The organism is Arthrobacter sp. QXT-31 (assembly GCF_001969265.1).
In the GTDB taxonomy this organism is placed as follows: domain Bacteria; phylum Actinomycetota; class Actinomycetes; order Actinomycetales; family Micrococcaceae; genus Arthrobacter.
This window is the reverse complement of record NZ_CP019304.1, coordinates 3807024-3825901: the sequence shown is the minus strand read 5'-3', so window position 1 is coordinate 3825901 and position 18878 is coordinate 3807024. Positions and strand designations below refer to the sequence as shown.

Annotated in this window: 22 protein-coding genes; 9 read left to right on the top strand and 13 right to left on the bottom strand. The window is 66.5% G+C overall.

Features of this window, described 5'->3' with window-relative positions; genetic code table 11:
• Positions 1–46: 46 nt before the first annotated feature.
• Entirely contained in the window at positions 47–664 is a 618-nt protein-coding gene (gene sigE / locus BWQ92_RS17415; protein WP_076801540.1) for an RNA polymerase sigma factor SigE, read from the bottom strand.
• Between the two features lie 318 nt (positions 665–982).
• Between sigE and BWQ92_RS17410 the strand changes: the two genes are divergently transcribed.
• Entirely contained in the window at positions 983–1615 is a 633-nt protein-coding gene (locus BWQ92_RS17410; RefSeq protein WP_076801538.1) for an O-methyltransferase, read from the top strand.
• Between the two features lie 90 nt (positions 1616–1705).
• On the opposite strand, the gene BWQ92_RS17405 is transcribed toward BWQ92_RS17410, so the two are convergent.
• The 4 genes from BWQ92_RS17405 to BWQ92_RS17390 all read right to left on the bottom strand — a co-directional run bounded on the left by BWQ92_RS17405 (position 1706) and on the right by BWQ92_RS17390 (position 4734).
• Entirely contained in the window at positions 1706–1873 is a 168-nt protein-coding gene (locus BWQ92_RS17405; protein WP_009357720.1) for a DUF3117 domain-containing protein, read from the bottom strand.
• A 246-nt stretch (positions 1874–2119) separates the two neighbouring features.
• Positions 2120–3454, bottom strand: coding sequence for a hypothetical protein (locus tag BWQ92_RS17400; RefSeq protein ID WP_157365189.1), 1335 nt, complete (start codon positions 3452–3454; stop codon positions 2120–2122).
• Positions 3451–3891 (bottom strand): DivIVA domain-containing protein, encoded by a 441-nt coding sequence (locus BWQ92_RS17395; protein ID WP_083706351.1) that lies wholly within the window; start codon positions 3889–3891, stop codon positions 3451–3453. Before BWQ92_RS17395 ends, BWQ92_RS17400 begins: the two co-directional genes overlap by 4 nt.
• Positions 3892–3948: 57 nt before the next feature.
• A complete protein-coding gene (locus tag BWQ92_RS17390) occupies positions 3949–4734 on the bottom strand; it encodes a TIGR00730 family Rossman fold protein (RefSeq protein ID WP_076801535.1) in 786 nt (261 codons plus the stop codon).
• 105 nt (positions 4735–4839) lie between these two features.
• Here BWQ92_RS17390 and BWQ92_RS17385 point away from each other — a divergent pair, with 105 nt between their 5' ends.
• From BWQ92_RS17385 to BWQ92_RS17370, 4 genes are all read left to right on the top strand, one after another.
• On the top strand, positions 4840–5595 hold the full coding sequence (locus BWQ92_RS17385) for an amino acid ABC transporter ATP-binding protein (RefSeq protein ID WP_076801533.1): 756 nt from the start codon (positions 4840–4842) through the stop codon (positions 5593–5595).
• An 85-nt stretch (positions 5596–5680) separates the two neighbouring features.
• The gene (locus BWQ92_RS17380; protein ID WP_076801530.1) at positions 5681–6568 is read left to right on the top strand and encodes a glutamate ABC transporter substrate-binding protein; all 888 of its coding nucleotides are present in this window, start codon (positions 5681–5683) and stop codon (positions 6566–6568) included.
• 99 nt (positions 6569–6667) lie between these two features.
• Positions 6668–7318: an amino acid ABC transporter permease gene (locus tag BWQ92_RS17375; protein WP_076801528.1), complete on the top strand. Its 651-nt coding sequence runs from the start codon at positions 6668–6670 to the stop codon at positions 7316–7318.
• Positions 7315–8154, top strand: coding sequence for an amino acid ABC transporter permease (locus tag BWQ92_RS17370; RefSeq protein WP_076801526.1), 840 nt, complete (start codon positions 7315–7317; stop codon positions 8152–8154). The genes BWQ92_RS17375 and BWQ92_RS17370 overlap by 4 nt, the downstream gene beginning before the upstream one ends.
• A gap of 94 nt (positions 8155–8248) precedes the next feature.
• Here the strand turns inward: BWQ92_RS17370 and dapE are convergent, their stop codons facing one another.
• A complete protein-coding gene (gene dapE / locus BWQ92_RS17365; RefSeq protein ID WP_157365188.1) occupies positions 8249–9373 on the bottom strand; it encodes a succinyl-diaminopimelate desuccinylase in 1125 nt (374 codons plus the stop codon).
• A 161-nt stretch (positions 9374–9534) separates the two neighbouring features.
• Between dapE and dapD the strand changes: the two genes are divergently transcribed.
• Positions 9535–10563, top strand: a complete 1029-nt coding sequence (dapD, locus tag BWQ92_RS17360; protein WP_076801524.1) for a 2,3,4,5-tetrahydropyridine-2,6-dicarboxylate N-succinyltransferase — start codon at positions 9535–9537, stop codon at positions 10561–10563.
• 86 nt (positions 10564–10649) lie between these two features.
• Positions 10650–11501 carry a hypothetical protein gene (locus tag BWQ92_RS17355; protein ID WP_076801521.1) on the top strand — a complete coding sequence of 284 codons (852 nt, stop codon included), beginning with the start codon at positions 10650–10652 and terminating at the stop codon, positions 11499–11501.
• Positions 11502–11553: 52 nt separating this feature from the next.
• Here the strand turns inward: BWQ92_RS17355 and BWQ92_RS17350 are convergent, their stop codons facing one another.
• From BWQ92_RS17350 to fdxA, 5 genes are all read right to left on the bottom strand, one after another.
• Positions 11554–12165: a hypothetical protein gene (locus tag BWQ92_RS17350; RefSeq protein WP_076803792.1), complete on the bottom strand. Its 612-nt coding sequence runs from the start codon at positions 12163–12165 to the stop codon at positions 11554–11556.
• 89 nt (positions 12166–12254) lie between these two features.
• The gene (locus tag BWQ92_RS17345; RefSeq protein ID WP_076801519.1) at positions 12255–12890 is read right to left on the bottom strand and encodes a TetR/AcrR family transcriptional regulator; all 636 of its coding nucleotides are present in this window, start codon (positions 12888–12890) and stop codon (positions 12255–12257) included.
• Positions 12891–13011: 121 nt separating this feature from the next.
• Entirely contained in the window at positions 13012–14313 is a 1302-nt protein-coding gene (locus tag BWQ92_RS17340) for a citrate synthase (RefSeq protein ID WP_076801517.1), read from the bottom strand.
• 308 nt (positions 14314–14621) lie between these two features.
• On the bottom strand, positions 14622–15761 hold the full coding sequence (dapC, locus tag BWQ92_RS17335; protein WP_076801514.1) for a succinyldiaminopimelate transaminase: 1140 nt from the start codon (positions 15759–15761) through the stop codon (positions 14622–14624).
• 12 nt (positions 15762–15773) lie between these two features.
• Positions 15774–16100 (bottom strand): ferredoxin, encoded by a 327-nt coding sequence (fdxA, locus tag BWQ92_RS17330; protein WP_026265673.1) that lies wholly within the window; start codon positions 16098–16100, stop codon positions 15774–15776.
• A gap of 152 nt (positions 16101–16252) precedes the next feature.
• Here fdxA and BWQ92_RS17325 point away from each other — a divergent pair, with 152 nt between their 5' ends.
• Positions 16253–16510, top strand: a complete 258-nt coding sequence (locus tag BWQ92_RS17325) for a putative acetyltransferase (protein WP_236782993.1) — start codon at positions 16253–16255, stop codon at positions 16508–16510.
• Between the two features lie 12 nt (positions 16511–16522).
• Here BWQ92_RS17325 and BWQ92_RS17320 read toward each other — a convergent pair whose 3' ends face one another.
• Positions 16523–17869 carry an MFS transporter gene (locus tag BWQ92_RS17320; protein ID WP_083706350.1) on the bottom strand — a complete coding sequence of 449 codons (1347 nt, stop codon included), beginning with the start codon at positions 17867–17869 and terminating at the stop codon, positions 16523–16525.
• A 63-nt stretch (positions 17870–17932) separates the two neighbouring features.
• On the opposite strand from BWQ92_RS17320, the gene BWQ92_RS17315 reads away from it, so the two are divergent.
• Complete coding sequence (locus BWQ92_RS17315) at positions 17933–18442, top strand: helix-turn-helix domain-containing protein (protein ID WP_076801512.1); 510 nt, start codon at positions 17933–17935, stop codon at positions 18440–18442.
• 48 nt (positions 18443–18490) lie between these two features.
• Here the strand turns inward: BWQ92_RS17315 and BWQ92_RS17310 are convergent, their stop codons facing one another.
• Positions 18491–18859 (bottom strand): hypothetical protein, encoded by a 369-nt coding sequence (locus BWQ92_RS17310; RefSeq protein WP_076801510.1) that lies wholly within the window; start codon positions 18857–18859, stop codon positions 18491–18493.
• Positions 18860–18878: the final 19 nt, after the last annotated feature.

Here is an 18878-nt window from a genome sequence, read left to right as displayed (position 1 = left end):
TTCCTCAGCCCCTCCAGCAAGCGATGTAGCTGACGCATGTCGCCGATCAGAGAATGCCGGCGATGCGGGGCATCTTCAGCCGCGGCTTGCGCGCCTGCTGCGGGCGCGGATCCCGGTGGGCAAGCTTTTCGCGCAGCATGGTCCGGCCGCGGTGGATGCGTGACCGCACCGTGCCCAGCTTCACACCGAGGGCCTCGGCGACTTCGTCGTACGACAGTCCCTCAAGGTCGCACAGGACGACGGCGGCACGGAAGTCCGGCGGGAGTTCCTCGAGGGCGGCCTGGACGTCCAGGTCAAGGTTATTGAGTTCAAAGCTTTGCTCGGGACCGGGTTCCCGGCCGGGCAGCCGTGACTCGGCGTCCTCGGCCAGCGCGTCAAAGCGGATCCGGCTCTTGCGGCGGGCCTGGTCCAGGAAGAGGTTGGTGGTGATGCGGTGCAGCCAGCCGTCCAGGGTTCCCGGCTTGAAGTTCTCCAGGGAACGGAAGACACGGACGAACACCTCCTGGGTGAGGTCCTCGGCGTCGTACTTGTTGCCGGTAAGCCGGTAGGCGAGCCGATACACCTTGGCGGAGTGGTTGGTGACCACTTCTTCCCATGTGGGCACGGCCCATTCGGCGGCTGGCTCTTCAGTTGCAGGGACAGGTGCCGCAACGGATGCTGACATCGTCCACTCCCCTCGTGGATGTAATAACGCCTGACGTGCTTTACATCATTGGTTCGGCGCCGATCACCACTTGGATGAGCGGATTATTATCATGTCAAAGTTGGCTGGGAATTTCCTGACTGCGGAGCCCCTCTTTGCTAAAAGCGCAACTCCGGACCGGGAATTCCTGCCTCTTTTGGAGGAATTCACCTCCCCCTCAGCCCGGCGGCGGGACAGTATTCGCCATCACAGGCGCCCTTACTGTCACTTGCCGCTTGGGCGCCGTCCAACCAAGTACGCTGTAAGAACATGCCCCCTGCCGCCCAGAAAGCGAAACCCATGAGCGCCGACAAGTCCACGAGCTGGTCCTATGCAGAAGATCTGCCTGCCGAGGATGAGGTCTTGCTGCGCGCCCGGGAGCGTTCGTTCGAACTTGGCGTCACACCCATCGGCCGCGGCGTTGGCGCCGTGCTGACTGTCCTGGCGGCGGCTTCCAAGGCGCAGACCGCCGTCGAGATTGGCACCGGTGCCGGCGTCTCGGGCGTCTGCCTGCTCCGCGGTCTCGGCCCGCAGGCCGTGCTCACCACCATCGACGTGGACGTCGAGCACCTGAAGGCCGCGCGGGAGGCGTTCCAGGAAGCAGGCAGCCCGGCGAACCGCACCCGCACCATCTCCGGCCGCGCCGGCGATGTCCTGCCGAGGCTCACCGACGCCGCGTATGACCTCGTTTTCATCGACGGGGACAAGCCCAACTTTCCCCGCTACGTCGAGCAGGCCATACGCCTGCTCAAGACCGGTGGCCTGCTGATCGTCAATGACGCCCTGGACAAGGACCGGGTGTCCAACCCTGCGGCCCGTGACGCCACCACCGTTGTGCTGCGCCAGGTGGGCAAGGCCGTGCGCGACGACGACCGGCTGGCTTCCGCGATGCTCCCCACCGGTGACGGGCTGCTGGTAGCCGTCAAGAAATAGGCCGGTCGGACAGGACTGTCCAAACGGCCAAAAAGGGCCAGGAAAAAGGCAGGGCCCGCAGCCTTCCGGCTGCGGGCCCTGCCTCAATTCTTATTCGGTGACGCCGACGAGGCATTCCTTCAGGTTGGCCGCCTCTGCGGCATTAAGTTCAACCACGAGCCGGCCGCCGCCTTCGAGCGGCACACGCATGATCAGGCTGCGGCCCTCCTTGGTTACTTCCATAGGGCCGTCGCCGGTGCGTGGTTTCATAGCCGCCATGAGGAAAATCCCCTCCAGTAGTCCCAGGACCGAGCAGCCCGGCCGGGCTGAGTCCGCGTGGTCAAAACAAAGCCGCTCTGGCGGTCCTTTCGGCAGCCGCCATGGCTGAACAATCCGAATGCTATTTGTCCTTGCTTAGTACCTATTATCCTGTAATTACCCGTCTGTAGCTAATCGATGGACAATTCGTCCGCGGCCGGATTCCTGCGCCCTTCTGCGGTCTGAGCTGGGGAAACCCCGGACGCGTCACGGCGGATAGTCGCCTCCGCCAGGCAGTTGCGCCCACGCCCACAGCCAGACGATCCACACGATCTGCAGCAGGATGAACATCGTGATGACGGCCCCCCGGTAGGCGCGCGACCGGGAAACGAGCGCGGCGGCCAGGGCAAGCGGAAACAGCGGCAGCAGCATGCGGAAGGTGCTGGTCTGCGGGTGCAGGAACATCACGAGGTATCCCATGTAGCACACGCACCACAGCCGGAGTTCCGGCCCCAGCCGGCGCACCGGCGGGGACGCCATGAAGAGTCCGAACACCGCCACGAAGACGAACGGCGCCACGAGTCCCAGCACGGGCCCGAACAGTTGGATGCCGGTGTCGAACCAGGGCTTGAACGGCACGAGGTCGTGCCCGCGCCATACGGTTTCGGTCTTGGTGTAGGCAGCGATGTCCCCGGTGGTCGCCCAGGCGATGGCAGGCCAGGCGAGGGCCCCTGCGCAGCTGACGGCAGTGAGCACTGCGAGGGACCACAGATCATTCCTGCTGTGGACCCGGCGCCGTGTGCCGGGCCGTCCGCTGGTTCCAAAATCCCTGTTTCGCGCCTCGAGCCACGCTTCCCACGCCCGGTACAGGAACAGGATCCCGACGGCCGCCGCAAACGGCACGCCGGTGGGCCGGGAGAGGCACATGGCCAGAACCACCGGAATGGCCCAGAGGTAGTGCCGCCGGATTACCAGCAGCAGCGCAGTGGCCAGCAGCAGGAGGTTCAGGGATTCCGCGTAGGGAACCTGCAGCACCGGCGAAACGGGGAACGTGGAGAAGAACGCGGTGCCCCACAGGGCCGGCCAGTGGGCCGCCTTGGTGCGGAACAGCCGATAGACCACCAGCGAGGCCGCCAGCCCGGCGAACATGGCGATCAGGATGAGCGCGGCGGCGGGGCTCATGCCCGTGGCAGCAGACAGCATCCGCCCCAGCATCGGAAACAGCGGATAGAAGGCCCAGGTGTTCTCCTGGACGTTCCCGGCCGCATCCACCGGCAGTTCCGACGGGTACCCGCCGGTCATGACGGACTCGTACCACCGCGCGTCCCAGATGTTGATGAAGTTCCAGTAGTCGGGCTTGGCCGGGAACCAGGGGTTCAATCCCTGGTGCAGTGCCGCCGACATGAAGATGCAGGCGCTGACCAGCCGGGCGGCCACGTAGACCGCCGCCACCTGCGCCCACCACGGCCAACGGACCAGACGGCCGCCGATCCGTTCCGCGGCGCCGCGGAACACCGCATCCAGGCGCGTCCCGGAATTCGACGGCGGGGGTTCGGCTGTTGCAGGCGGCACCGGGCCCGGAGACGGCATGGGCGAACTCACGCCCGTTCCTCGGCGGCCGGCTGTCCAGTTGCTCGCTGATCAGTGGCCAACTGTTCCATTGCCGGCTGTTCGGTGGCCGGCAACTGTCCGGCATAGGCGAGCAGTTGCCCCCGGAGACGTTCAATTTCGGCGTTCTTGGCGGCCAGCTGGTCGCGCAGGTCGTCCAGCACCTGGTCCACCTGGTCCATCCGATAACCCCGGAGCCCCAGCGCAAACCGGACATGGTCGACGTCGGCCGGCGTGGCGTCGTCGGGAAGCAGCACCGGCGGCAGGGATGCCACGGGCTCATCGAACCCGTCTTTGAACCCGTCCCCCGCGAGGGGCACACGGGCGCGTTTCCTCCGCAATATGCCCGCCCCGATGTCAGTCCCGATGAGGGCGGTGGCGCCAATCAGGACGATGGCGAGGAAAACGAGGAAGAAACTCACATCACCCATCGTGCCAGACGCAGCCCCGCCCGCCCCTGCGGCCCGCGCATCTGCCGGCCGGAGCCGCTACTCGGGGCGCTGGTCGCCGTTCGTGGAGGGCGCCCGAACATGGCCGTGGAGGACCAGATTCACGGCTTCCTCCGGGCTGTCCACCACCTGGATAAGGTCCAGGTCCTTTTCCGAGACCATGCCCTCCGCCACCAGCGTGCCCTTGATCCAATCGATCATCGGTCCCCAGAACTGCGCCCCCAGCAGGACGATCGGGAACGAGGTCACCTTCTGCGTCTGGACGAGGACCATGGCTTCAAAGAGCTCATCCAGAGTGCCGAGGCCGCCGGGAAGAACGATGAAGCCCTGGGCGTACTTCACGAACATGGTCTTCCGGGCGAAGAAGTAGCGGAAGTTGATGCCGAGGTCCACCCACTGGTTCAGGCCCTGCTCGAACGGCAGTTCGATGCCGAGGCCCACAGATACTCCGTTGCCCTCCACGGCTCCCCTGTTGGCCGCTTCCATCGAGCCAGGCCCGCCGCCGGTGATGACGGCCACGCCGGCTTCAGCCAGTTTGCGTCCCACCTCGACGCCCATGTCGTAGAACGCGCTGCCGGGCTTGGTGCGCGCGGAGCCGAACACGCTGACCGCCTGGCCCAGGTCGGAAAGCGCACCAAAGCCTTCCACGAACTCGCTCTGGATCCGCATGACCCGCCACGGGTCGGTGTGGATGAAGTGGCCGGGTCCCTTGGTGTCGAGCAGCCGCTGATCCGACATCTCCACGGCCGCCTGCTTGCGGCGCAGTTCTAGGGGCCCTTTCCGGCGGGGCTGTACTGATTTTGACGGATCTGCGTTGATGCTCATCCCCCAAGGCTAACCTGCTGACCTGCAGGTATCTCTTGAATTACGATCAGCGGAAGTTGGGGTGATTCCGGTCATAACCGGACAATGTTCGCTAGATTCATTCCTATGACTACTCAACTGCCCGGCGACGCACTCGTCTCCCTGAATGCCGTCAACAAGCATTACGGTCAGCTGCACGTTCTGAAGGACATCAATCTCCAGGTCCGCAAGGGCGAGGTGGTTGTGGTCATTGGCCCGTCAGGTTCGGGAAAATCCACGCTATGCCGTGCCATCAACCGGCTTGAGACCATCGACGACGGCGACATCGCCATCGACGGCAAGCGCCTGCCCGAGGAGGGCAAGGAGCTTGCCCGGCTCCGCGCCGACGTCGGCATGGTGTTCCAGTCCTTCAACCTGTTCGCGCACAAGACCATCCTGGAAAACGTGACCCTGGGCCCCATCAAGGTCAAGGGCATGTCCAAGGCCGAAGCGGACAAGGAGGCCATGGCCCTGCTGGAGCGCGTGGGCGTGGGCCACCAGGCACCCAAGCTGCCGGCGCAGCTCTCCGGCGGCCAGCAGCAGCGCGTGGCCATCGCCCGCGCCCTCGCCATGAAGCCCAAAGTCATGCTGTTCGACGAGCCCACCTCGGCGCTCGACCCGGAAATGATCAACGAGGTCCTGGACGTCATGATCCAGCTGGCCAAGGAGGGCATGACCATGATCGTGGTGACCCACGAGATGGGCTTCGCCCGCAAGGCCGCCGACCGCGTGGTGTTCATGGCCGACGGACAGATCGTGGAGGACGCCACTCCCGAGGAGTTCTTCACGAACCCCCAGAGCAGCCGCGCCAAGGACTTCCTGTCCAAGCTGCTCACGCACTGACAACCAATTCCGCAGTCCCCAGCTTCAAGACCACCCGATTTTGCACCCAGGCCGTCATCGGCGGCCGCCCAATGAAAGGAATGTCATGAAGGCATTTTTGACCCGAAGGAAATCCCTTCTGGCAGCAGCATCCGCGGCCATCGCTCTCACACTGAGCGCTTGCGGCGGCGGCGGCACCGGGACCGGCTCCAACCCCTCGCCGGTCGAGAAGCCCAGCTTCGCTGCAGGAACCACCATGGAAAAGCTCGCGTCCGCGGGCAAGATCACCATTGGTACCAAGTTCGACCAGCCCCTGTTCGGCCAGAAGGGCCTGGACGGCAAGCCGGTCGGTTTCGACGTCGAAATCGGCAAGCTGCTCGCCGCCAAGCTGGGCATCCCGGCGGACAAGATCGAATGGGTCGAAACCGTCTCGGCCAACCGTGAGCAGTTCATCAAGCAGGGCAAGGTGGACATGATCGTGGCCACCTACACCATCAACGACAAGCGCAAGACCGAAGTTGACTTCGCCGGCCCGTACTACGAAGCCGGCCAGGCCCTCATGGTGAACAAGGACAACACTTCGATCACCAAGCCCGAAGATGTCAAGGGCAAGAACGTCTGCTCCGTGACGGGCTCCACCCCTGCCTCCACCATCGTGGAGAAGTACGGCGCGGTCCTGGTTCCGGCCGCCACCTACTCGGGCTGCCTCGAACCGCTGCGCAACAAGCAGGTGGAAGCTGTGACCACCGACAACGTCATCCTGGCAGGCTTCGTGAACAAGGAGCCCGACGCGTTCAAGCTGGCATCTGACGAGACCTTCACCAAGGAGCCTTACGGCATCGGCCTTAAGAAGGGCGACACCGAGTTCCGCACCTGGATCAATGACCAGCTGGAAAGCTTCTCCAAGGACGGCTCCTACAAGAAGGCCTGGGAGGACACGGCAGGCGCGGTCATCAAGACGGCTCCGGAACTTCCGGCCATCGACCGCTACTAGGACGATCGTGGCGGTTACCGGCGGCTGTGCTTCCATGGCCTGCCGGTAACCGCCGCTTCCGTTTTCCGCACATTCCCCTGAACGCAGCTAAAGGATCCTATGGACGTCATTATTGAAAGCCTCCCGCAATATTGGGACGGTTTTCTCAGAACCCTGTTCCTGGCCGCCGTTTCCGGCATCATCGCGCTGATTGCCGGCACCTTGCTGGCTGCCGCCCGGGTATCCCCCGTGGCTGCCCTCCGCGGCTTCAGCATGTTCTACGTTGAGGTGGTGCGCAACACCCCGCTCACCATCGCCTTCTTCTTCGCGGCAGTGGTCCTCCCCCGGCTCGGCGTGACCTTCCAGCAGTTCGAGGTCGCCGCCATCATCGCCCTGAGCGCCTACACGGCCGCGTTCATCGCCGAGGCCGTGCGTTCGGGCGTCAACAGCGTTCCCGTGGGCCAGGCCGAGGCTGCCCGCAGCATCGGCATGAAGTTCGGCCAGGTCCTGTCGCTGATCATCCTGCCGCAGGCGCTCCGCACCGTGATTCCGCCGATGATCAACATCCTCATCGCGCTCGTCAAGAACTCCTCCGTGGCCGGTGCCTTCTATGTGCTGGAGCTGTTCGGCTACGGCAAGCAGCTCGCCAATGACCATGGCGACGCCGTCATGTGGGTCCTCGCGGGCGTTGCCTTCTTCTATCTCCTGATCACCGTGCCGCTGGGCTACCTCGCCCACCAGGTCGAACGAAAGGTGGCGATCGCCCGATGAGTTCGGTTCTCTACGACGTCCCCGGTCCCAAGGCCCGCCGCATCTCACTGATCGGGTCCGTGATCGGCGTCGTGCTGATCGCCGCCCTGCTGGCCTGGGCCATCATGACCCTCGCCCAGCAGGGGATCTTCCAGGCGCAGCGCTGGGCGATCTTCAGCCAGGCGGATGTCTGGACGCTGATCTTCAACGGCATCGGTGCGACGCTGAGCGCGGCGGCCATCGCAGCGGTCATCGCTTTTCCCCTGGGACTCCTGCTGTGCCTGATGCGCATTTCCGACGTCGCCTGGATCCGGGTCCCCACCAGGATCGTGCTGGAATTCCTGCGCGGCATGCCCGTGGTCCTGATGATGCTGTTCGTGCTGCTGGTCTTCGCCACCAGTTCGTTCATCGCCGTAGTGGCCGGCCTGGTCCTTTACAACGCCGCGATCTTCGCCGAGATCATCCGCGCAGGTATCCAGTCCCTCCCCCGGGGCCAGCGCGAAGCGGGTTTGGCGATCGGCCTGACGAGCTTCCAGTCCCGGCTGACCATCGAACTGCCACAGGCCATCCGCCGCATGCTGCCGTCCCTCGTGGCGCAGCTGGTGGTCCTGCTGAAGGACACGTCGCTGGGCTACATCGTCGCTTACGCCGAACTGCTGCGCGCAGTGCAGGTGATGGCGGACTTCCTGGGCCCGCAGTTCCTGTTCCCGGTGTTCTTCGTGGCCGCGGCCATCTACATCGCCATCAACCTTGCAGTGTCCCGGCTGGCCATCTGGATCGAGCGGCACGGGTCCAAGAAGGCCGCAGGCGGAGTGGCGAAGGCCCCCACCGCCGGCGTTTCCACCGTCGTGAAATAAAACCGGTGAAGTAAGGCAGGCATTCACAACGAAGGGTCCGCAGCCATCCGGCTGCGGACCCTCCGTGCTTAACGCCTGTTTGGACAGCCGGCTCTCAGGACAGCCATGTCTGCAGGGCGCGGAGGCAGGTGCGGATGGCTTCGGCCTCCACGTGCTCGTTGTCCTTGTGCGCCAGGAGCGCATCCCCGGGCCCGAAGTTCACGGCGGGGATGCCCAGTTCGCTGAAGCGCGCGACGTCGGTCCAGCCGTATTTGGGTTTCGGCTCACCGCCCACGGCGGCCACGAAGGACGCGGCGGCAGGGTGGTTCAGCCCCGGCCGCGCGCCGGCGGCGCTGTCCGTACGGACCACGTTGAACCCGTCCAGCAGCGTCCGCACGTGCTCCTCGGCCTGGTCCGGGGTCTTGTCCGGGGCGAAGCGGTAGTTGATCTCCACGGTGCAGCGGTCCGGGATGACGTTGCCCGCGGTGCCCCCGTTGATCTTCACCGCGTTCAGGCTTTCGCGGTAGTCCAGGCCATCCACAGTCACGGTCTGCGGGCTGTAGGCCGCGAGCCGTTCCAGGATGGGCGCGGCGGCATGGATGGCGTTGCGGCCCATCCAGGCCCGGGCGGAGTGTGCGGCTTCGCCGGAAGTGGTGGCGTGGAAGCGCATGGTGCCGTTGCAGCCGCCCTCCACGGTGCCGTCGGTCGGCTCGAGGAGGATGGCGAAATCACCGCCGAGGAGCGCGCCGTGGTTCCGGACCAGCCGGCCCAGCCCGCTCTTGACGGCCTCCACCTCCTCATGGTCGTAGAACACAAAGGTGACGTCCTTGCTCGGTTCCGCGCCGCCGTCGAACATTGAGGCTGCCAGTGCAAGCTGGACCGCCACACCGCCCTTCATGTCCGTGGCGCCGCGGCCGTACAGGACGCCGTCGCCGGGAACCCCGGACGGCCAGCTGGACGGCACCGTTCCGAGCGACCCCTCGGTGATGGGCAGGGGCACGGTGTCCAGGTGGCCTGCCAGAATGACCCGCTCGCTCCGGCCAAGGTTGGTCCGGGCGATGATCGAGTCGCCGTCGCGGACCAGGTGGAGGCCGGGCAGTTGGCGGAGCGCCTCCTCGACGGCGTCCGCAAGCTGGCGCTCGTTGCCGGAGACACTGTTGATGTCGATGAGCGCTGAGGTCAGCAGTGCCACGTCCTGGCGCAGGTCAAGGGTTACGGGGGCTGTTTCGGCAATCACCATCCCACTGTATCCCGCGCCCGCCGGTCCCCACCGGGCACCAACCCGGCGGCCCGCCCGGCGCCCGCCCGGCGCCTGCCCGGCGCCCGGCAGGCCGACAAATGCGGTTCAGAGAGGTGAATACCGGTTTCGGTGCGTCCACGTCGTCTCGATAGACTTGGCGCATGACTGAAACCGCTTCTTCCGCCGTGCCCGCTGCCCAGACACTGTCCGACGAATCCCGTTCGGCTTATGGCTTCGGCGTAGCCACCATCGCCACGCGGAACGGCGAAGCCACTGTACTGGACGCATGGTTCCCCGCCCCCGCCCTGGGTGTGGCCGCCGAAAGCCTCCGCGCCGTGGAAAACGCCGATGAAACCCTGACGGACATCGCGGCTGCCGGCACCGACGCCGACCGCGGCACCGAACAGAAGGTGGTGTTTGTCCAGATCAACCTGGACGAGGCCCCGGCCGACACCGCCGACGCCTACCTGCGCCTGCACCTGCTCTCGCACCGCCTGGTCCAGCCCAACAGCATCAACCTGGACGGCATCTTCGCCAAGCTCCCGAACGTCGTCTGGACCAACTTCGGCCCCTGCGCCGTGGACGGGTTCGAGCTGACCCGCGCCAAGCTGCGCAAGCGCGGCGCTGTCACCGTCTACGGCGTGGACAAGTTCCCCCGCATGGTGGACTACGTCGTTCCCGCCGGCGTGCGCATCGCCGACGCCGACCGGGTGCGCCTGGGCGCCCACCTCGCCGCAGGCACCACCGTCATGCATGAAGGCTTCGTGAACTTCAACGCCGGCACCCTGGGCACCTCCATGGTTGAGGGCCGCATTTCCGCCGGCGTGGTGGCCGGCGACGGCACCGACGTCGGCGGCGGCGCCTCGATCATGGGCACGCTCTCCGGCGGAGGCAAGGAAAAGGTGTCCCTGGGCCAGCGGGTCCTGCTGGGCGCCAACTCCGGCGTCGGCATCAGCATCGGGGACGACTCCGTGGTGGAGGCCGGGCTGTACGTCACGGCAGGCACCCGCGTGCGCATTGCCGGCCCCAAGGACGCCGACGGCGAGGACACCAGCAAGATCGTCAAGGCCGTGGAGCTGTCCGGCGTCCCGAACCTGCTCTTCCGCCGCAACTCCACCACCGGTGAGGTCGAAGCCCTGCCCCGCAAGGGCCAGACCGTGGAGCTGAACGACGCCCTGCACGCCAACTGACCGCACGCGAACCCACCGGACGAACCGACCGGACATAGCCGGCACGCCCCTGCACGGGCGTGCCGGCAGATTGCTGGAGTAACCACGTGACACGCAGACGCAGGCTGCGCCGGGCTGTGATCATCGGCCTCTTCCTCGTCCTGGTCGGCGGCGGCATCTATACCGCAGCCACCTTGGTGCAGCGCTCCGAGAAGCTGATCACCGAGGAATGCACTGCCGCCGTGGGCACGCAGCGGTCCCAGCTCGCCACCGACCAGGCAGCGAACGCCGCGCTGATCACCGCTGTCTCAGTGCGCCGCGGGCTTCCTCCGCGCGCAGCGAGCATAGCCCTGGCCACCGCGATGCAGGAATCCAAGCTCCGGAACATTAGCCACGGAGACCTTGCAGGCCCGGATTCCAGAGGGCTCTTCCAGCAGCGGCCGTCGCAGGGCTGGGGCACCCAGGAACAGGTCATGGACCCCGTCTACGCCGCAAACGCCTTCTACGACGCCCTCGTGAAGGTGCCCGGCTATGCCACCCTTGAAATCACCGATGCCGCACAGCGGGTCCAGCGCTCCGCCTACCCCACCGCATACGCCGAGCACGAAAGCATGGGACGCGCTTTTGCCTCGGCGCTGACGGGTGAGACGCCCGCAGCCCTGAACTGCACCCTCCGGTCTCCCGAAGCCGCCGGTGACCCCGCCGTCCTGCTCAGCGAACTGGGAGCCGCCTACGGCAACATCCCCGCGGCGGCTACCGGCCAGACCGTGAAGGTCGAGGTCGCCGACAGCTATGCCTGGTCCGTGGCCCACTGGGCAGTGGCCAACGCCAAGGAGCTTTCGGTGGAACGGGTGGACGTGGGCAACAAGCGGTGGGACAGGAAAGCCCGCGACGGGTGGCAGGATGCTCCCGACGCCGGCGGCGGGGTGGCCATCACGCTGGCCGCCGCAGGGTCCTGAACCAGCCTGCCCCTGAACCAGCCAGAGCCTGAACCACCCGGGTCCTGAACAGCTAGACGAGCATCTCCACAACCGGCTGCACGTAGCTGCGGAACACCTCAGGCTGCGACAGCAGTTCGCGGCTCATGATGATCTTGTCCGGTTCCAGGTACCATGCCCGCTGCTCGTCCAGCGGCAGCTCGATGATGGATAGCGCAAAGTCCCGGGAATCCCGGCCCACCTCCAGGAGCCTGTCCTCCACGATGTCCTCGAGCAGATGTGCTGAGCCTGCGGCCACCCGCTCGGCCTCCAGCTCGGCGTACTCCGCGCGCCGTTCCCGGGCCCACGTGAGGGCTGCGCCGAAGTGGGCCTGCAGGACCTTGCGCAGCGCCGGGGAGTTGCCGAAGGCCCGGAAGCCTGGCGGTGACAGTTCGGGGGACATCTGCGGATGGGCCTTCAGGAGCTGCTCCCACCAGGCTTCCCACTCGGTTTTCAGGGCGCTTTTGCCGCCGACGTCGGCCGTGAGGTGGGCGTGGTCCACGTGGCGGACCTTCGGTGCGGCATGCGACAGCGCCGGGAAACCCGCGCCGTCGAGCCCGGCAACGTCACGTATGTAGAGGGCAATGAGCATGGGCCCTGACGTGTCCATTGTGATGTCCCAGCCTGGACCGCCCGTGTGCTGCATGCGCATGCCTCCTTGCATCTTGATGCCCGCCCAGTCTTTGCCGGCAACCCCGTCTCCGGCTCCCAGTCTATTCCCCCGGACCGGAGACGTTAATGGCTGGCGCCGACCCTCCTGCGGAGTCCGTCAATATGGGTTTCGAGCACGTCCCGGCACATTTCCGGGGACATCCAGCCCGGCTGGAGCAGGGCGTGCATGGCCAGCCCGTCCAGGGTGGCCAGCAGGTGTTCGGCCGCCGTCACCAGCTGCGGCCCGGCACCGCCTCCAGAGGCGGCCTCCTCGCCCAGAAGCCGGGTGATCACTTGGCCGACGACGGCGGCCACCGCGCGGTGGCTCCTATCCGCCTCGGCAGCCAGGAAGGGCCGGATCCGCGCAGCGTTCCGGAAGGCCAGCCAGGCGCACGCGTCCAGGGCACGGTCCTCGTCCAGGGGCAGGAATTCGCCCAGCAGTGTTAATACCGCCCGGCCCTGGTCCGCTTCAGCGGCTGCCACCAGCCCGGTGAGCGCGGCGTTGAGACGCGCCAGGATCCGGTCCGATACGGCGGCGAAGGCGAAGGCCAGCAGGTCATCACTGCTGTCGAAGTAGTGCCGGACCGATCCCACGGCGAGGCCTGCCTCGTCTGCCACCTCGCGCAGGGAGGCCCGTTCCAGGCCGTCCGTGGCAATGATTGTGCACACGGCGGCAACGATCTCCTGCCGCCGCTGCGCGGCGTCCACGATTTTCGGCACCCTTGTTTCTAGCACGGCTGTGCGGTGAGAAGGCGGCGGCGCTCCGGAGGGAGCAAGTGCTTTAAAAGACGACGGCGGCCGCCCACCGGAAAGGTGGACGACCGCCGTCGTCTGGAAACTGCTAGCGGGCGGGGTACTGCCGCTCGGGCTCTCCTGTGTAGAGCTGCCGCGGACGGCCGATCTTGGTGTTGGGATCGTTGATCATTTCGCGCCACTGGGCAATCCAGCCGGGAAGCCGGCCGATGGCGAACAGCACGGTGAACATCTTCTCGGGGAAGCCCATGGCCTTGTAGATCAGGCCGGTGTAGAAGTCCACGTTCGGGTACAGCTTGCGCTGGATGAAGTAGTCGTCGCCGAGGGCCTTCTCCTCGAGGCGCATGGCGATGTCCAGAAGCTCGTCGTGGCCGCCGAGCTTGCTGAGGACCTCGTGGGCGGTTGCCTTGATGATCTTGGCCCGGGGGTCGTAGTTCTTGTACACCCGGTGGCCGAAGCCCATGAGGCGGACGCCGTCTTCCTTGTTCTTGACCTTCTCCATGTAGTCCTCGGGCTTGACGCCGTCGGCCTGGATCTGGCGGAGCATCTTCAGGACGGCCTCGTTGGCGCCGCCGTGGGCCGGGCCGAACAGGGCGTTGATGCCGGCGGACACGGACGCGAAGAGGTTGGCGTTGGAGGAGCCCACCAGGCGCACCGTGGAGGTGGAGCAGTTCTGCTCGTGGTCCGCGTGCAGGATGAGGAGCAGGTCCAGGGCCTTGACCACAACCGGGTCCAGCTCGTACTGCTCGGCCGGCAGGCCGAAGCTCAGGCGCAGGAAGTTCTCCACGAGGTTCATGGAGTTGTCCGGGTACAGCATCGGCTGCCCGATCGACTTCTTGTGCGCGTAGGCCGCAATGACCGGCAGCTTCGCCATCAGGCGGATGGTGGAAACCTCCACCTGCTCGTCGTTGAACGGGTCCAGCGAGTCCTGGTAGAAGGTGGACAGCGCGGACACGGCCGAGGACAGCACGGGCATCGGGTGCGCGTCGCGGGGGAAGCCGCCGAAGAAGCCCTTGAGCTCCTCGTGCAGCAGCGTGTGGCGGCGGATCTTCTGGTCGAATTCGTCCAGTTCCGTCGGGGTCGGGAGGTTGCCGTAGATCAGCAGGTACGAAACCTCCAGGAAGCTGGAGTGCTGGGCAAGCTGCTCGATCGGGTAACCGCGGTACCGCAGGATGCCTGCGTCGCCGTCGATGTAGGTGATGGCCGACGTCGTGGCGGCCGTGTTCATGAAGCCGGGGTCGAAGGCAACGGCGCCGGTCTGCTTCAGTAGCTTGGAAACGTCGTAGCCTTCGTTTCCCTCAACAACTTTGATGCGCGGGAGTTCGAGTTCGCCGCCTGCGTGGCGCAAGATCGCACTGGTGGTCTCAGTTGCGCTGGTGGTCTCAGTCATGGAGTCCCCTTCATGAGGCCTCTTGGCCTCTCTAGAAAGCTTGATCCAACATCAGGTGAGCCGCGCGGCTATCCCGCACGGCGGGACGTCCAACGGCCGTGCTGCCTTCTTGTAGAAAGCCACCATTGATAGTCAGTTAAAAACTACCGCCACTTGCGGGCTGCCACTAATCCGGGAGTGCCGGATTGTCCCTTAAACGGGCCCGTTGTGGCGCGAGTCACACCATTGTTACGGCGTCCGGAGCCGCAAAAGTCGGCGGCCTGGCGGGCCGGCGCGCCACGGAACCGCCGGAACCGTGGGGCAAGGTGCTAGGCCAGGCGGGCCACCGCGGCGTCGATCCGTTCGTCGGCGCCGGTGAGGGCCACACGCACGTAGCCGTGCCCGGCGTCGCCGTAGAACACGCCCGGGCCCACCACGATCCCGCGCTCCGCGAGGCGTGCCACCGTATCCCACGTGGCTTCGCCCGCCGTGCACCACAGGTACAGGCCGGCGGCGGACTCGTGCAGCGTCAGGCCGAAGGCCTCGAGTGCGGGCAGGAGCCGCTCCCGGCGCCCGCGGTACAGGTCCTTCTGCGCCAGGACGTGTGCGTCGTCGCCCAGGGCCACGCGCATTGCTTCCTGCACCGGGTACGGCACGATCATGCCGGCGTGCTTGCGGCTGTTGACGAGGTTGGCCATGAGGGCGGCATCACCGGCAACAAAAGCGGCCCGGTAACCGGCCAGATTGGACTGCTTGCTCAGCGAGTACACGGCAAGGAGCCCGTCGTGGGACGGGCCGGCCACGCGAGGATCGAGGATGCTGGGAACAGCCTGCCCTCCGCGCTGCAGGTCCCACTCCCCCCAGCCCAGCTCGGCATAGCATTCGTCGGAGGCCACCACCGCACCGATTTCACGGGCCTGGTCCACGATCTTCTTCAGTGACGCGGCGTCCCGGACGCTGCCGGTGGGGTTGCCCGGGGAGTTGACCCAGACCAAACGGACCCGAGCCCGGGTGGCTGCGTCCAGCTCGTCCAGGTCGTCGGCTGCCACTGCCGTGGCACCGGCGAATGTGGCCCCGATGTCGTAGGTCGGGTAGGCCACCGTGGGCCGCACAACGACGTCGCCAGGCTTGAGGCCGAGCAGGAACGGCAGCCACGCCACGAGTTCCTTGGAACCCACGGTCGGCATGACGGCGCGGGGGTCGAGCCCTTCCACGCCGCGGCGGCGCGCGAACCATGCGGCGATGGCCTCACGGAGCGCCGGCGTGCCGTGGACGGTGGGGTAGCCCGGCGCGTCCGCGGCTGCCTTCAGGGCGTCCTGGATGACCGGCGGGGTGGGGTCCACGGGCGTGCCGATGGACAGGTTGACCGCGCCGCCGGGGTGCTCAGCCGCTTTGGCGAGGTACGGCGCCATCGCTTCCCACGGATAGTCGGGCAGGCTCAGGCCGAAACTGCGCACAGCTGTAGTCACGAAAGGTCCGCCTCAGTGGTCCTGGTTCTGCGGCGGGAGCGCTGCAATCATCGGGTGGTCCTTGCCGGTGTTGCCCACCTTGGCGGCTCCGCCCGGGGAGCCGAGGTCGTCAAAGAACTCGACGTTTGCCTTGTAGTAGTCGGCCCATTCCTCGGGGGTGTCGTCCTCGTAGTAGATGGCTTCCACCGGGCAGACGGGCTCGCAGGCACCGCAGTCGACGCACTCATCGGGATGGATATAGAGGGAGCGTTCGCCTTCGTAGATGCAATCGACCGGGCACTCCTCAATGCATGCCTTGTCCTTAACATCCACACACGGCTGCGCGATTACGTACGTCACGTCCCTTGCCTCTCCACGTTGATTCCCGGCGACTGGCCGGTGCTGCATCCGGCCTGCATGCCGGGCTGTCCTTATCAGAGCCTATTATCTCCCACACCTGTACCGCCAACGAAGCGGCGCGTCATACTCCGGGCAGGTCATACGATGGACCGGTGAGTCCCACAACACCAACGCCCCGGGAGTTCCTGGCCACCGCCCCTGCCGGAACGCGCGTTGTGGTGCGCTACAGGATCGACGGCGGCTTTACGGATGCGCTGGGAGACCTCCTTGCGTGCGGCGAAACTGAATGCACCGTGCGGACCCGGAGGTCCGACGTCGGCATTCCCCTTGATCTGGTGGTGGCCGCCAAGCAGGTGCCCCCGGCACCTCCGCGGCGGGGTGCACGGCGGACGCCGCCGGGAACCGGCTGACAGCAGCCGCGCCTATCCCCTGCCGCCGGCCGCGCCTTCTTCCGGCGCCTCGTCCTCCAGCAGTTCGTCCTCCCGCACCTCATCCGGAAGCACTTCGTCCGGAAGGGTGCGCATCGTGCGCAGGGGCGAGAACAGGACCGGCGCGGTGGCGAGCAGGCTGCCCGCCGCTCCGATCATCATGGTGGGCACCAGGCCAAGGTGCCCGCCCAGGTAGCCTGAAGCCAAGGCAGCAAGCGGCATCACGCCCCACACCGCAAACCGGATGGACGCGTTCATGCGGCCCAGCAGCCGTGGCGGGCAGACCCGCTGGCGCATGGTGAGCTGCAGGACGTTGTAAACCAGGACGCTGAAGCCGAACCCGAGTTCGGAGACCAACAGCAGCACCAGTGAGGCGGCGGGCTTAGAAACCATCCCTGCGAGCGGTATCAGCAGCAGAAAGACCGAGCTGACCACGGCACAGACAGGGATCGCCGTGCCCTCGCCGATCCGGGCGGCGACGCGTGGTGCCATGACGGCGCCCAGCAGCCCACCGACGGCGCCCACAGTCATGATCAGCCCCATGCCCTGGGGCCCCAGCCCGAGGTTTCGCAGCACCAGCACCGGCATCAGCGTATAAATCAGCATGCCGGAAAAGTTCATCCCGCCGGTGCAGGCCGCGATGCGGCTGATGAGCGGGTGACGGACAACAAAGGAGAGCCCCTCCCGGATTTCGACCGGAAGGGGGCGCCGCGCGGCCGCCGGCACCCGCACCTCCCAGTCGCGGGTGCGGGCCAGGAAGACTGCGGAGAGCAGGTAACCTGCGGCTTCCCCCACGAACAGCACGGGAGCCGACACGACCGCGAGCAGCCCGCCACCGGCAGCGGGTCCGCCGATGCGCGCTATCTGGGCCGTCGCCTCAAGCTTTGAGTTGGCCTCCCGCACATGCGGGGACGGCACCAGGACCGGAACGTAGCTCTGGTAGGCGACGTCGAAGAACACCGTGGCCGTCCCCACGATCGCCGCCACGGCATACAGGTGCCAGATTTCCAGGCTGCCGCTCCACCACAGGAGAGGCACCACGGCCATCGCGGCCATCCGCAGCAGGTCCGCGGTGATCATGGTCCTGCGTTTCAGCCAGCGGTCCACCCAGGCCCCGGCCGGCAGCCCGACAGCCAGGAACGCGGCCAGACCTGCGGCGTTCAGCATGCCCACCTCGAATTCGGAGGCGTGGAGCAGGGTGACGGCCAGGACGGGGAACGCCAGCTGTCCCAGCTGCGCACCGAACTGGCCCAGAGCCTGTCCGGCCCAGAAAGTGGTGAAGTTGCGGTCCCGCCACAGCGATGTTTTTGCGGGATCCGCCGCTGTCGGTTCGGCAGTCACGGCTTCAGTCTTGACGGGCGATTGACATATGTCAATCAGTTATTGCTCGTTACACTTGCGTCTATGGAACTCCCGCAGGACAGCGGCGATGCAGACCTCGTGGCCAAGGGCCGCGCCCTGAGCTCGCCGCTGCGGCTGAGGATCCTCCGGCTATGCCTGCACCAGTCACGGACCAACAAGGAGATCGCCGAACTGCTCGGGCTGAATCCCGCGTCCAGCCTGCATCACGTCCGGACTCTGGTGCGCACCGGGTTCCTGCTGCCGGAGGAGCGGCGGAAGGGCCGGCGCGGAGCCACGGAAGTGCCCTACATCGCCAGCCGCAAGTCCTGGAGCACCCCTATGGACAATGTGGCGCCCGTGCTCATCGAGACATTCCTCCAGGAGACCCGGGACCTGCCGCCCGAAGACATCGAGGTGTGGCGGCTCGGGGTCAAGTTCAACGCCGCCCGGCGGGAGGAAATGCTGGGCAAGCTGCGCGCCGTCGTCGAGGAATACACGGCTCTTCCCGCGGACGACGACGGCGAGGCAACCTCGCTGATGATTGCCCACCACCGGGACCCGACGGCGGATTAGCGGCGGCACCGCTGCCGCTGGGAGCGCTCCCGCTGGCAGCGCTGCCGGCTAGCGGCGGTACCGCCGGCACCACACCAGCATCACGACCGTCACGGCCACAATCCCGTACACCCAGATCATCCCGGCCAGGTGCCCCGCGATCAGCCGCTTGCCGGGCTCCATCCCGGACCACCAGCCGGCCAGGACGTAACAGCCGGCGCCGCACACCGCCGTCGGAATCAGCGTCCGGAACGCCGCCCCGAGGAACAACTGGAGTGACGCCAGGAGCAGCAGCGCCGCCACGGCGCCCAGCGGCAGGGCAGCGCCGGTGGCCGGAAGCTCCTGGCGGTGCAGCGCGGTTCCGGCGAGGGCAGCAAAAAGAGCTGCCGGCAGGGCGGCGGCCAGGCCGCCTGCCCTGCCGGCAGCTCCTCTGTTCATGGTTCCGGGTCCCTGCAGG